The sequence below is a fragment of the Oceanobacillus piezotolerans genome (genome assembly GCF_003665065.1).
Classification (GTDB): Bacteria; Bacillota; Bacilli; order Bacillales; family Amphibacillaceae; genus Oceanobacillus; species Oceanobacillus piezotolerans.
Window position 1 is genome coordinate 634,401 of record NZ_RCHR01000002.1, and the last position, 15,146, is coordinate 649,546.

The 15,146-nt window shown below is 38.3% G+C and carries 11 protein-coding genes; 6 read left to right on the forward strand and 5 right to left on the reverse strand.

Annotated elements, in window-relative coordinates:
• Positions 1–266 precede the first annotated feature (266 nt).
• The 4 genes from D8M04_RS07310 (at position 267) to D8M04_RS07325 (ending at position 5,613) form a co-directional block, all read left to right on the forward strand.
• Positions 267–1,856 (forward strand): esterase/lipase family protein, encoded by a 1,590-nt coding sequence (locus D8M04_RS07310; RefSeq protein WP_121522245.1) that lies wholly within the window; start codon positions 267–269, stop codon positions 1,854–1,856.
• Between the two features lie 664 nt (positions 1,857–2,520).
• Entirely contained in the window at positions 2,521–3,471 is a 951-nt protein-coding gene (locus tag D8M04_RS07315) for an agmatinase family protein (protein WP_121522246.1), read from the forward strand.
• 174 nt (positions 3,472–3,645) lie between these two features.
• Positions 3,646–4,302: a helix-turn-helix transcriptional regulator gene (locus tag D8M04_RS07320; RefSeq protein ID WP_121522247.1), complete on the forward strand. Its 657-nt coding sequence runs from the start codon at positions 3,646–3,648 to the stop codon at positions 4,300–4,302.
• A gap of 60 nt (positions 4,303–4,362) precedes the next feature.
• Positions 4,363–5,613 (forward strand): Nramp family divalent metal transporter, encoded by a 1,251-nt coding sequence (locus D8M04_RS07325; protein ID WP_121522248.1) that lies wholly within the window; start codon positions 4,363–4,365, stop codon positions 5,611–5,613.
• A gap of 85 nt (positions 5,614–5,698) precedes the next feature.
• Here D8M04_RS07325 and D8M04_RS07330 read toward each other — a convergent pair whose 3' ends face one another.
• The 5 genes from D8M04_RS07330 to D8M04_RS07350 all read right to left on the reverse strand — a co-directional run bounded on the left by D8M04_RS07330 (position 5,699) and on the right by D8M04_RS07350 (position 11,862).
• Complete coding sequence (locus D8M04_RS07330) at positions 5,699–6,124, reverse strand: hypothetical protein (RefSeq protein ID WP_121522249.1); 426 nt, start codon at positions 6,122–6,124, stop codon at positions 5,699–5,701.
• Between the two features lie 120 nt (positions 6,125–6,244).
• Positions 6,245–7,432 (reverse strand): M20 metallopeptidase family protein, encoded by a 1,188-nt coding sequence (locus tag D8M04_RS07335; protein ID WP_121522399.1) that lies wholly within the window; start codon positions 7,430–7,432, stop codon positions 6,245–6,247.
• Between the two features lie 538 nt (positions 7,433–7,970).
• A complete protein-coding gene (alr, locus tag D8M04_RS07340; protein WP_121522250.1) occupies positions 7,971–9,161 on the reverse strand; it encodes an alanine racemase in 1,191 nt (396 codons plus the stop codon).
• Between the two features lie 154 nt (positions 9,162–9,315).
• A complete protein-coding gene (ald, locus tag D8M04_RS07345) occupies positions 9,316–10,443 on the reverse strand; it encodes an alanine dehydrogenase (protein WP_121522400.1) in 1,128 nt (375 codons plus the stop codon).
• 171 nt (positions 10,444–10,614) lie between these two features.
• Positions 10,615–11,862, reverse strand: coding sequence for a PucR family transcriptional regulator (locus D8M04_RS07350; RefSeq protein WP_121522251.1), 1,248 nt, complete (start codon positions 11,860–11,862; stop codon positions 10,615–10,617).
• 525 nt (positions 11,863–12,387) lie between these two features.
• Between D8M04_RS07350 and D8M04_RS07355 the strand changes: the two genes are divergently transcribed.
• Positions 12,388–13,497, forward strand: coding sequence for a YkvI family membrane protein (locus D8M04_RS07355; protein WP_121522252.1), 1,110 nt, complete (start codon positions 12,388–12,390; stop codon positions 13,495–13,497).
• Positions 13,498–13,689: 192 nt separating this feature from the next.
• Entirely contained in the window at positions 13,690–15,012 is a 1,323-nt protein-coding gene (locus D8M04_RS07360) for a D-serine ammonia-lyase (protein ID WP_425464001.1), read from the forward strand.
• Positions 15,013–15,146 lie beyond the last annotated feature (134 nt).

A 15,146-nucleotide genomic window follows, 5' to 3' on the forward strand; every position in this document is an offset into this window, starting at 1 on the left:
TTGATTAAATTCGCCTTCATCTATTGCCATCCTAAAACAAAGTCACTCTTGCAGTTCCTCTTACATAACTTAACATCCGCTTCATATAGATTTAATATGAACAGCTTATAATAGACATTGAGCCCTGTTTCCCCTCTATGACGGATGGTTCCACACCAAGTAAACTTCAGAAAAAACATCTTCAAGATCTTCATCTGCGGTTCCCTATAACCCCATCATGATTCCATGATGTTTTTATAAATAAAGATCTAAAGGGAGATGAAAAGATGAAAGTTTTTCAACGCGCAGCTTCTCTAGTTTTAGCTATTATTTTTACAGTAGCACTTTATCCCGCACCATTCGTTTCTGCAGAAGAAGTACCATCACCTCCTACGTTAATCACATCAAAATCACCAGTGTTTTCTACAATGGGAAAAGTGGATAATGGAAATGAGGAAACACCAGGAGAGTGGTACGCTGGGGAGACACCTGGCAATCTTAATCCTCATGCTCCTGTGCTGCTATTTGTCCCTGGTCTTAATAGTACTGCACAAGTATTCTGGGAAAATAACGATCTTTATCAAACTGCCTATAATGCTGGCTATCAAACTGCTTTTGTCCAGCTATATGATGCTGGTGGGCAAAATGCGGATATGTGGAATAACGGACAATTATTAGCCAGCAAAATCCGAGAAATCTCCAATTATTTTGGTGGTAAGGACATTACCATTGTTGCACATAGCAAAGGTGGTGTAGATTCCCAAACTGCCTTGACCTACTATGGTGTTTCCTCTTACGTTGATAACATTATTACCTTATCCAGTCCGCACCACGGCTCTCAGCTGGCTGACTTAGCATACAGTTCCTGGGCTAGTTGGCTCGCTGATTTAATCGGCGCTCAAGGAGAAGGTACTGCTGCCATGCAGATGGCTTATATGGAAAATTTCCGCATGCAAACTGACAGTCATCCGAACGCCTATCTCAATGACTATTTCACACTTGGAGGGACCGAATGGGGTGCTGCATTCTCTTCCAATTGGTTTGGCGGCATGTATTTATCCTCCTATGGACCAAATGATGGAGTGGTCACTGCAGCAAGCAGCAACCTGCCAGGAGGCCACGAATTGGCGATTGGTGCTTGGGATCACTCCACTGTTCGAACAGGATTGACCTTCCCAGTCTTTGCAGGCTACTTAGCAGGTGATAATCTTGTAAGCAAAGCTTCCATTACAAGCGCAGCAATTGAAGAAATAACACCACCTCAAACCAATCGTTATGTAACAGGCGGCCCTATAGCAGGAAAAGAAGTGCTTGCAGTGGATGTGGAGGAAGATGTGCAAACAATTACCATTAATCTATTAACTGCTGAAAAGCTAGCAAACTTTAAAGTTATCGATCCATCCGGTAAACCGGCTAAGAAAGATGTAGTAATTACTCCATTAGAAGAGGGTGTATTTAAAGGCGCTGTTAGCTATTCGGTTTCTATCGATTCTCCTGATGAAGGGGAATGGAGCATCGAAATGCAATCTTCCTCAGGAGAAAATGCATATCTTGCAATCACTGACTTTGACACGGAACCTTATCTGGAAGAAGATAACATAGCTTCTACACAAGGGATACAAGAACAGACCTACCAACTGAAACTTGATGATGAAAAACTTGACGTTAACAGTTTGTCTGCTACCTATCATGTTACAGAATCTGGTAAACCTCAAACGGAAAAGCGTTGGACGGTAGGCGGTAAATCTAACCTTTCACAGCGCTTGGAATTAAAGAATAAAAATAAAGTCTATAATATTACTATCGATATTCAAGGTAAAACAAAGGAAGGAAATCCTTTTAATCGGACGATTGTGGATTCCGTTTATGCGAAGTAACTCTTACATTGGAATCAGAGCAAATGGCTCTGATTCTTTTCTTTTTTCAGTGATGGGAGCGTTTCCTCCTGGTTATCTTAACTGGTCACTCAGTAAGCTTATGAACGACCTTTGCTTACAGATTTCTCTCAGTTGGTCACTCATTGGACTTATGAACGACCTTTTGCTTGCAGATTTCTCTCATTTGATCACTCATTGGGCTTATGAACGCCTTTTGCTTGCAGATTTCTCTCGTTTGGTCACTCATTAGGCTTATGAACGACCTTTTGCTTGCAGATTTCTCTCGTTTGGTCACTCAATAGGCTTATGAACGACCTTTTGCTTGCAGATTTCTCTCATTTGGTCACTCATTGGACTTATGAACGACCTTTTGCTTGCAGATTTCTCTCGTTTGGTCACTCATTGGGCTTATGAACCACCTTTTGCTTGCAGATTTCTCTCATTTGGTCCTCATCATGACAATGGGCTACCGTATTTTCTACAATCTCTCTCCTCTAGCCACTACCAAACATAAAATTAACCTTTTTATAATAGATAGGTATTATTATCTGTTTTTTGATTTTTCTTAAAGGAATGTTTGACTTTTTGTAAAAGCATAAGTAAAATTTAAAAATAAAATTAAGATTATATATTCTAAAAACTCATTTATTAAGGAGATGAATGTATGTCAGGAAACAATATTTACGGAAATACTCCTGCTTTTTTAGGTGCTAAAAACATATCTAAAGATAGATCTTATGAAGACGTAGATGCCGTTATCTATGGTGTGCCTTGGGAAGGTGCGGTAACTTGGGGTGATTATACTGGTTGTGAATTAGGACCTAAAGTCATGCGTCTCTGTTCCGGAAGATATAGTGGTTATCTGCCAGAACTGGATCATATTGATGTACTTGAACATATGAAACTAGGAGATGCCGGTGACGTGGATGTGGTTCCAGCAGATGTGGAGGAAACTATGACACGTATTGAAAGCTTTGCATCTGAATTATGGCAATCTGGTAAATTCGTAGTTGGGCTGGGCGGAGACCATGGGATAACCTTCCCTATTGTAAAAGCTCTAGCAAAACAAGGTAAAAAAGTAGGCATTATTCATCTAGATGCTCATTACGATAACATGCCTTCCTGGGAAGATGATCAATATGCACGCTGCAGTCCCTTTAAGCGTCTTTACGAAGAAAACGGTGTGCGTAACGAAAGCATTATCCATACTGGAATTCATGGTCCGAGAAATAAACCTGAATCAGGACGGAATGCGAAGGAAGCTGGGGCAGTTACCATCACGATTAATGAAATCCGCGAAGCAAAAAATTTAAAGGAATTTGCTAATGAGATCTATGAAATGGCAAATCAGGATGTAGATTGTGTTTATTTAAGCATTTGCAGTGATGTACTAGACTATGCTTTTAATCCTGGCGGTCCAGTAGATGGCAATGGGTTAACATCCTATGAGCTTCTTACCCTTGTACATGAGATTTGTAAACGTGGTGTTATTGGAATGGACTTTGTGGAAGTGTATCCTCAGCAGGATTCAGCTCAACGATCTGCACACCTAGCTTCCTTTATTGTTTTATATGCATTGGCCGGGGAGATTTTGAGAAGACAAAATCAAAAATAAAAGGGATACAATTTGCAGCGACATGGAAATCGCTGGTGAGAATTTATGCAAGAGTGGTGTAGCAAAGGTTATTTTAATACATACCAGTATAACAGATTTCCATGTCCCAGCCATTGTTGCACTAAGTTTTAGAATACGTTTACAAAAATAAGTATTTTAGCATTGGGTGATGAGATGACCAAATTAGTAGAAAACAAAAAAATACTAGAAAGCTACATTCCGATAGCTGATATGATTGTAGCTACTTTTGGCAGTAAATGTGAAGTGGTGATCCATAATCTCGAAAACATTCACTCCTCCCTGATTTATATTAAAGGTAAGGTAACTGGCAGAGAGCTCGGTGCCCCAACTACAGAGGTCATTTTAAAAGAACTTCGCCGGTATGGGAATAAAGTGAAGGATATTCATGGCCAAACCTCTCAAACAAGAGATGGCAGGTTTCTTAAGACTTCCACCTCTTTTATTCGGAATCAAGACGGGGAAGTGATTGGTCTTATTGGCATTAACTTCGATGTGACTTCATTTTCGATGGTCAATCAAATCATTCAAGAATTTACGGTTACGAATGATTTGGAACAAATTGAAGGGCCAATGAGCGAATCCTATGCCACCAATATTGAAGAAGTATTTGAAAATATTGTGGAAGCTACATTATCCGAAGTAAGTGTCCCACTGGAACAAATGACAAGAAATGAAAAAATCTTTGTCATTCGCAAGCTGGACGAAAAAGGTGCTTTTCTTATCCAGGGTTCGGTGGATCGAATAGCCACCATACTAGGAGTGACAAAACAAACGATTTATAACTATCTAGAAATTATCCGAAATGATTAGCCTCCATTAGCTTTAAACACAATTTGACTCCAGAATAATCAAAGATAGGGAGAGGGATATATGGAGAAACTCCAAAATGAAGAGCAATCAACCAAGAAAACATGGATAGATCGATTAAGAATGATTGGTCCTGGTGCCGTGATAACTGCTTCATTCATTGGACCAGGTACAGTTACAACAGCAACCAGGGCAGGTGCATCCTTTGGTTATGCACTATTATGGGCCGTAATATTTTCAATTATCGCAACGATCGTTCTTCAAGAAATGGTAGCGCGACTGGGGATTATTACACAAGAAGGTCTAGGGGAAGCGATTCGTGAGCAATTCTCTCAACCACTTGTTAAATTTTGTATCGTTTGGCTTGTGGCTATTGCTATTACAGTTGGTTGTGCTGCCTATATTGGCGGAGATTTATTAGGAACCTCACTTGGAATCACCACCATAACTGGACTTCCAGATAATATAATTGCTCCTATTATTGGTGTGATCATCCTATTCTTTGGACTTAGTGGGAGCTATAAAGTAATTGAAAGATTAATGGTTGCTCTTATCATCGTAATGGGTATTACGTTTATCACTACGATGTTTGTTGTAAAACCAGATTTTGGGGAGATCTTCTCAGGAGCTCTCATTCCCACTATTCCAACTGGGTCAATCATTATGCTAATTGCTTTAATTGGAACAACCGTTGTTCCTTACAACTTTTTTCTTCAAGCATCAACTGTTCAAGAAAGATGGAACCAGCCTCATCAATTAAAAGATTCCCGAATAGACACCATTATCTCCATTTCTTTTGGAGGGTTAATTACTGCGGCAATTCTTATTACATCTGCTGCAGTGATCAAAGGAATGACTGTAGAAAGTGCCGCAGACTTGTCCTTGCAATTAGAACCAGTATTAGGAAGCTGGGCGAAAGTATTTATGAGTGTGGGGTTATTCGCAGCAGGTTTATCTTCAGCAACTGCATCTCCACTTGGTGCCGCTATCACCTTAGCTAGCCTATTTAAATGGAAGGGTGGGTTCAAAGATAAACGATTTAAAATCGTATTCTTTATCATTATTGTGCTAGGAATTATTATTTCTGCAACAGGATTTGAACCACTAGACGTTCTTCTCTTTGCCCAAGCATTGAATGGGATCCTCCTGCCAATCATCTCTATTTTAATTCTCGTTGTCATGAATAATAAAAATCGGCTTGGAAAATATGTAAACACAGTTAGTATGAATATTATTGGCGGAATGGTCGTACTCGTTTGTACTGGCTTAGGTATCTATAGTCTAATAGACGCGATTCAGGCATTTCTAGGATAATTATTCTCTCATGATAAATACTTGTTGACCCAATAAATAAAGGAGTTGGACCTTCCCCCAACTCCTTCACCTTAATTTTCTCAACTTATCCTCTAAGCTCGATTCGCAAACTCTCTCCATTCTCATTCTTCGAGATAACCCAGTTCACAGAAAGCATTTCTTCTAATTGAATTTGTTCCTGCTCATCCAACTGCAAACCATCAAGCCCATTTTCAATCAGCTCATAGTCTCGGTCTTTCTCCTTCTTAAAGCGGATGGCAAGTAAATTTTGCAGGCCTTGATATGTAACAAATTTAACTCCATAGCCATCATACAAAATGGATTGAAAAGCAGCTGAATCCTTCTCTGCAAGTTTTAATAAATCCTTAAAGTCATACCTATCGTTTATCTTCTCCCATTCACTAATATCTCCGCTACGAACGGCAGCTAGCAGTTCCTCATTTGATATACCATGACGGCGAAGGGTTTCTATCATATAGGCTTCCATTAATGAAATTTTATGTTTTTCCATTCCTTACTCTCCTTTACTTATAAATACAGTTTTCCGCTTATATCAAGCACGCTCAGGGCTTCGTCAACAGTTTTCATTAGAAAACTCTTTCGATTTCCTATACATCTGCAAGCATCTGTCTCACTGGAATAGATAGTGAGAAACAATTTTTACAAAGGACTTGCCGATTTGAATGAGCGCCTGCTCATCAAAATCAAACCGGGGATGATGATGCGGGTAATGTGTACTTTCGTTATCATTACGAGAACCAACTCTGAAATAAGTCCCAGGCTTTTTCTCTAAGAAATAGGCAAAATCCTCTGCACCCATTGTCGGTTTCAGTTCTACGACATTCTCCTCTGAAAAGACATTCTTAAATAATTCCCTTGCCAACTCTGTCTCTGCTTTGTGATTAAACAAAGCTGGATAACCGCGAAGGTAATCGATTTTATATGTAGCATGAAAAGCAGAAGTTATCCCTTGAACAATAGTGTTAATCTCTTTCTCCACCATGTCTCTTACTTCACTATCGAAGGTCCGAACCGTCCCTTCAATCCTTGCAGTATCTGGAATAACGTTAAAAGCATTGCCAGCTTGAAAAATACCAATGGTCACAACAGCTGATTTCAACGGATTAACCTGTCTGCTCACAATCTTTTGTAAGCTATCCACGACGCTCGTCCCAATTACTAGAGAGTCAACGGCTTCATGTGGTCGGGCACCATGGCCACCACGGCCTTTAATGGTAATAGCAAATTTATCAACCGCCGCCATTTGATAGCCTTCACCTACTGCTACTTTTCCTAGCGGGAGATCTGAAGCAAGATGAGAACCAAATACATAGTCCACACCATCCAATACGCCTTCTTCAATCATATATTTCGCTCCACCAGGCGGAGTTTCTTCAGCAGGCTGGAAAATAAAAACAACAGACCCTTTCATTTTCTCTTTATATGTACTTAAAACCTGAGCTGTTCCTAATAAAGCCGCCGTATGTCCATCATGCCCACATGCATGCATTACCCCAGGGTTGGTAGATTTATAGGGCACATCCTTCTCATCCTCAATTGGTAATGCATCAAAATCAGCTCTAAGCGCTATTGTCTTCCCAGGCTGGTCCCCTTTCAAAATACCGATTAACCCATTTCCACCAATTTGCGTTTTGACTTCCAGGCCAAAGCTCACCAGCTTTTCTTCAATATATTTCGCAGTTTTTACTTCTTTGAAAGAAAGCTCTGGATGCTGATGCATATGCCTTCTCCATCCTCTAATTTCTTCAAAAGAATTCTCGAGATCCTGGAACATCACCGTAATTAATGCTTCACTCATATGAACCCCTGCCTTTCTATTAAAAACCGGCCACTTCATAATAATGTCGTTCTTTTTCCGCAAAATCTAATCCTCTCTTATCGTTCATTATAACCTATCAATATGCTGAATTGGCACCATTTAAAGCATCAATCAGGATTGTTCAGATTCCTCTCCGTCTTACCAGATGAGAGCAATTTCATAAAGTTAAGGACATATTATCTGGATAAAACTATGTTGTCAAACAGGTTTTTAAGGAATAGCAGCGCTTTAATGCTGTAAGTTTTCATATCTAAATATCATCACGCGAAACAAAAGACTTTCATGGTTTAACAAGCTCCTCTAATCGTATCAAGTAAAAATGCTCGCAATCCAAGATTGCGAGCATTTCACTAACTTACTTCTAATCCCATTTTTCAGCTCACCTTTATCTAGCGAGAATCCATTTGGAATAATGGACCAAAAATTAACCTAAAAAACCAGTCAATATTACGATAACTGCTACTCTGCCCTATGGAATATCTATTTTATATGCGATAGTAAAGTCAAATGCTAATTATTAAATACTCACTGCCATTTTACTGTTATCAACCTGCCCTAATTCCTTTACTACTTCTCCATCTTTTATATAAATCCGAGGAATACGTTTTCCAATTAAGCATGCCGTCTCATAATGGATGGTATTCATCAGTTCTGCTACTTCTCCCATTGGGATATATCCGTCTGCTCTATCCCCGAAAATTACAACCTCATCATCCATTTCAAATACCCCAATGTCCGTTACATCAATCATGGATTGATCCATACATACTCGTCCCACAATCGGTGCCTTCATCCCATGGACAGTGACATTGCCTTTATTAGAAAGTGAACGGGAAAATCCATCTCCATATCCAATTGGGATAGTTGCAATAAATGAATCCCGTTTTGGTATATATGTACAACCATAGCTGATCGCATCTCCTGCTTTTACTTTTTTCACAAAAACAGGTTTTGTTTTAAACGTCATGGCCTGTTTTAAAGGAATGATTTTCCTCAAATGTTCACTTGGATATAATCCATAAATACTAATGCCTACACGAACCATGTCTAAATGCAATTTAGGAAAAGCAATGGTTGCCGCACTATTACAGCAGTGCCTAATTGGAATCCCAGCATCATTACCTTCCAAATATTCAACGACATCCATAAAATGATCGAACTGCAATTCTGTATAGGACGTATCGGCAGGATTATCAGCATCAGCAAAGTGTGTAAAAATACCTTCCACAAAAACAAAATTGGATTGTAATGATTGCACCAAATTCAATGCTTCTTCTTTCGTTTGAACCCCAATCCGATTCATCCCACTATCAATTTTCACGTGCACCTTTGCTGTCTTGTGCTGTTTTTTTGCCTCTTTCCCAATACGGTCAGCGACTTCTTTGGTGAACACCGTTAATGCAATGTCACGTTTAATTGCCTCCGAAACAAAATCTGGAGGAGTATAGCCTAGCACTAATAAAGGATGCTCTATTCCAGCATCCCGAAGAATAACGGCTTCATCCAGGATAGCAACCGCTATGTAATCCGCACCTGCACTGATGGCTGTCTTCGCTACTTCCACTGCCCCGTGACCATAACCATCCGCTTTTACAACAGCCATCATTTTTGTATCTATATTTATGTGATTTTTAAATGCTCTTATATTTTGTTGAATCGCGTCCAGTGATATTTCTGTCCATGCGTTACGAAAACTTACATGATTCATACTGATTCCCCCACTTATTAGAAAACTTAAGTCAACCTGTCCTTCTACTATTAACTTGGGTGCAGGAAGAAAGTTTTATACTTTCCAATCTGCTTAAAAGGCCCTTCCATTTTAAAATGAAAAGGGCCTTTAACATGACTTCTTGAATTAATAATTAATGAGCTAATGCGGCTAGAACATCTTCTACAGATACATAATCATATCCAAGGTCTCTAGCAACTGCATCATAAGTTACTTTACCATCTACTACGTTCACACCTGCTTTTAGTGGTGCATTATCTCTAACAGCTTGTTCTAAACCTTTCTTAGCGATTTGAACCGCATATGGTACCGTAACATTGGTTAATCCAATTGTAGCTGTACGCGGGACCGCACCTGGAATGTTAGGAACTGCATAATGCAGGACATCATGTTTAACAAAGATTGGATCATCATGGCTTGTTACATGATCAACCGTTTCGAAGTTACCACCTTGGTCAATGGCAACGTCCACAATAACAGAGCCAGGCTGCATGGATTTTACCATCTCTTCTGTAACTAGCTTCGGAGCCTTTGCACCAGGGATTAGTACAGAACCAACAACAAGATCGGACTCTCTCACTGCTTTTGCAATGTTGAATGGATTGGACATTAATGTTTGAACTTTATCACCAAAGATATGATCTAATTGACGCAAACGATCGGGATTTAAATCAATAATGTTAACATTCGCACCTAAACCAACCGCAATCCTAGCAGCATTTTCACCTACTACACCACCACCGATTATCGAAACGGTTCCACGGTCCACACCTGGGATACCGCTTAATACGATACCTTTACCACCTTTTGATTTTTCTAAGAATTGTGCACCGATTTGTACGGACATACGGCCAGCAACCTCACTCATTGGAGTAAGTAATGGAAGTGTTCGGTTTACCGTCACTGTTTCATATGCGATTGCAGTTACTCCACTATCAACTAATGCTTTTGTTAGTTCTGGTTCATTAGCTAAATGAAGGTAAGTAAAGAGAATCAACCCTTTACGAAAATATTTATATTCAGACTCTAATGGCTCTTTCACTTTCATAATCATATCTGCTTCTGCCCAAACGTCTTCTGCTGAAGCGATGATTTCAGCACCAGCATTTTTATATTCTTCATCCGTAAAGCTGCTTCCTAGGCCTGCCCCAGCTTCAATATAAACGGTTTGCCCTGCGTTAACCAAGTTTTGAACACCAGCTGGTGTCATAGCAACACGATTTTCATTATTTTTAATTTCCTTTGGCACCCCAATGATCATATTCATCCATCTCCCCTTTTGTTAATTACATATATATTGTAAACCCTTTCATTGTTTGTTTCATTATCCAAAAACATGAATTGCAGGGAGCACATTTGTGAAAAATCACAAAAGGAAGATATTGTTCTTAAACATGAACCTATAATGAATCATTCACTAAACTAGTAAACATTAATTCATATTTTCTATTAATAAATCAAGATAAGCGTTCACTTTTAAATTCGTATTTTTTAAATCCAACCCACTTACTTCTGTAATTCGCTTCAATCTATAATTCATTGTATTTGTATGAATAAACATCTTCTGCGCTGCTAAGTGTACATTACTATCACATTCCAAGAAGACCTTTAATGTTTGTAAAAGCTCAGCTTGCTTTGTCTCATCATAAACCCTTAATTTTTCAATAAATTCATTCTTATATGAACTGTTCTGCCTAATATCACGAAGTTCTTCAATAAGCTGGAAGATTCCGAGTTCTTGATATAAATAAACACCTTCTAAATCTTCTGGAAATTCCTCTTGTAAATATAATACTTTTAATGCCTGCCTATAGCTATCTGAAATACTTTCAGCAGACTGATAGATGGCACCGCAAGCAGCTTTTATTGTTGCTAATTCAACACGACTTGATATTTTCTCAATAAATTTCTTGATGAAATCATTTAATTGTTCTTTGATATCCATGCTTTTATTACTTTTCACAAGTAATATGAATTGATTTTGATCGAACAACCGGCAAACTATTTTAATTCCATTAGAAGTTTCTACTAAATAGTATGCATGCTTTTTCAGTGTTTCAAAATAATCCGTACCAAATTCAAATATAACAATGGCAAGTTCTCCATTTAATTCCATACCGAATTGTTTTCCCTGTCTAGTAATCTCGTTTTTATCTGTCAGTTCTCCAAGTAAGAGCTGCCAGAAAAAATTATGATAATTTGCTTCACTTTTCCGTTTAATGGTACGAGAATTTAAGATTTGCTTCTTTACAATCTTGGCTGCTTCCTTTAGTACACGTAATCCATCTTCATTGATTTCTTTATCATTGGCATGCGCCCAGATAAACCCTAGAATTTCATTATTATTACGAACAGAAATGGCAATCCGGTTTCCTAAGCCAATTTCGTCTATAGCTGGGATTACCACAGGTTCATCACTTTCAAGCAGTTTATTCATTACTCCGCTTTTCCACAAACCGTTAATAACCTTGTCCGGAACCTCTCTTCTAATAATAGTAGAAATTCTTGCTTCATCTATGTTTTCTTTATGGCTGCTATAAGATATTAACTGATGATTGCAATCCTCTATAGTAATTGGACAATCCAATATTTCAGCAATCCGGTCAGCTAAATCCTCTGGAGATTCAATGACTTTCAGTATATCTATGGATAATTGGGATTGCTTTGAAACTTTTTTCATGAAGGCATTCCTCCATTTCTCTTCCCTTTCATTTTAACACATTAGAGTATGTCTGCTCTACATTCTCATTACGGCAGTATTAAATTTATTTGTGTATTTCAACAAAAATCGTATGCTATTTTTGGTTATTTAACAAACTACTATCCCAAGATTTTTGTTATAATTTAATTGTAATCTAGCAATTTTCTGTTAAAACCATTTGAAAGCGCAATCATTATCATCTCACCATAGAAAATAACGAAGGAATAAGGGCAGAAAATGCTTCGTTATTTCACATTAAAAAGTACTAAGTTTACTATTAAGTAGACAATCCAAAACTACTTCAGGAAGAGGTGCACAAAAATAAGATAGTAAACACTTTGCATTTCCATATATTCGCAGGTAAGTTAAAGCGCTATCATATTATGTTTTATAGTAAAATAGGTTTTAAGCGATTGTCTATAATAGCAATCTCACATTCTAAGCAGGTAAGAACGACTATCATGCTTTTGTTTTTCGCTAAACAACAAAGGGGAGAAAAATAACATGAAAAATATTATAAAAATTTCTATGGCTTTCACTGGTGTCATTGTTGGGGCAGGCTTTGCATCGGGGCAGGAAGTGCTACAGTATTTTACAAGTTTTGGTATTTTAGGAACAATTGGTGCCATTATTGCTACTGCACTCTTCGCTTCTGTAGGGATGATTCTTGTTTGGCTGGGGAGCCATACACAAACCGATTCACACCGGGATGTCATATATCGAATCAGTGGTCGTTTTCTTGGTACGGTTATTGATTATATTATTATTTTTACATTATTTGGTGTAGGGGTAGTGATGATTGCTGGAGCAGGCTCCAACCTTAATCAGCAATTTGGATTACCAGTTATTGTCGGCACAACATTAATGACACTTCTTTGTCTTTTAACAGGAATGCTAAAAGTAGATCGTGTTGTTGCAGTCATTGGCAGTATTACTCCATTTCTTGTTTTGTTCGTTGTTATTATATCAATCTATAGCTTTGTAACTATGGATGGAACTTATGCATCACTTAATGCAACTGCAGAAGCTGTTCCAACGACATTGCCAAACTGGTTTGTCTCAGCTATTAACTATGTTTCCTTTAACGTTGCAGTCGGTGCGTCTATGGCAATTGTAATGGGTGGGGTAGAAAAAAGTGAAAAGCAAGCAGCTTTAGGGGGACTTTTTGGTGGATTAGTGATCGGTATTTTAATCATCTTAAGTCATCTTGCCATCTTCTCAAAAGTAGAAGATGTTGCTGGCATGGACATGCCCATGCTAGGCATTGTTAATCAACTATCACCAATGTTAGGTCTAATCATGTCCATCGTTATTTTCGGTATGATTTTTAATACAGCAATTAGTATGTTTTTCTCCTTTACAGCCCGTTTTGTAAAGACTGAAACGAAGAATTTTAAAATTGCCTTTTCGATTATTATGGCTGTTGGATACTTATTTAGCTTCGTTGGTTTTACGGATCTCGTAGCTAACTTCTACCCGCTTATTGGATATCTTGGTCTTGTATTAATTGCTGTTCTATTTGTTTCTCCTTATATTATTAAAAAACAGGAAAAACAAAAGGAACTAGAGCAATCTGCTGTTCATGAAGGATACGATAAGAAAATTGGACTTTAAATCAATTGGGGATGAACGTGAGTGACCTTTTGTTTGGTTTATTCTCTCGTTCGGGCACTCATTTTATATATGAGTGTCCTTTTTAATGGTTCTTTCTCTTGCAAGATACACATCCTCTAAATAATTCAGCAAAAAAGAGATCAACCGATTCAAATTGCATCTTATTAACAATCTATGAAAAGGAATGATGAAATGGAAAATAGAATAGCTGGAATGACTAAAAAACAGTGGATAGAAGCATTTCCATTATTAAATGAGATCATCGATACAAAAGAAATCTTATGGAAGAATCCTGACTATAGAGCAGAGAGTCATTCCAGCACTTTATCAAAAGCAGATATAGAAGATGCGGCTGAGCGATTAGAACGTTTCTCATCCTATATAGCAAAGGTTTTTCCTGAGACAGCTGAATCAGCGGGTTTGATAGAATCCCCACTTATTACGATACCGAAGATGCAGAAAGTAATGGAAGATAACTATCATATTAAATTCAAAAACCCTCTTCTTTTAAAATGTGATAGTCATTTGCCTATTTCAGGATCCATAAAGGCAAGAGGTGGGATATATGAAGTTTTGAAACATGCAGAAGAACTTGCTATGGAACATGGTTATATTTCAGTTACTGATGATTATTCTATATTTGACAATCCTAAGTTTAAGGAACTGTTTTCAAACTATAGGATTTCTGTCGGTTCTACTGGAAACTTAGGCTTGAGTATCGGTATTATGAGTGCTCAATTAGGGTTTCAGGTAAGTGTTCATATGTCAGCGGATGCGAAGCAATGGAAGAAAGACTTGCTTCGCAGCAAAGGAGTCCATGTCGTTGAATATCAGTCAGATTTCAGCAATGCTGTTTCAGAAGGCAGAAAGCAAGCGGAAGCAGATCCTGCCTGTCATTTTATCGATGATGAAGACTCAAAAGATCTGTTTCTAGGCTATTCCGTAGCAGCAGCGAGATTGAAAAAACAATTGAAGTCTATGAATATAACAATTGATAGAGAGCATCCATTATTTGTTTATCTTCCTTGCGGTGTTGGAGGCGGCCCAGGAGGAATCACGTTTGGTCTTCATTCAGAGTTTGGAGAAAACGTACATTGTATTTTTGCTGAACCAACAAATGCTCCCTCCTTCCTGCTTGGACAAATGACCGGTCTGCAAGATAAAATTTCTGTACAAGACTTTGGGATTAGCAACAAGACGGAAGCAGATGGGCTTGCTGTTGGAAGAACTTCAAGTTTTGTAGGGAAAGAGATCGGTCATTTAGTGAAGGCGTGCTATACGATTGAAGATGCTAGACTATATTCTTTTCTACGGGATTTGTCAGATACTGAAAATATCCTTCTAGAACCATCAGCTCTTGCTGGATTCTATGGTCCTATCAAACTGATGAAAGATACGGAAAATCTGCAAGTTAAAATCCATAACGCATATCACCTCATTTGGGCGACAGGAGGAAACATGGTTCCGCCGGAAGTCCAAGATAGCTATTATCAAAAGGGAGCAGTGAATAAATAATATATTCCAACTTAATATTGGCATATTGATTGAGATGTAATAGAACGCTCAAGCAGGCCGCTCATATTGGGGATGAACTACCAAACATGGCACGTATACAGTTAAAAGGGCTCTCATAAGGACCATGAGCGACC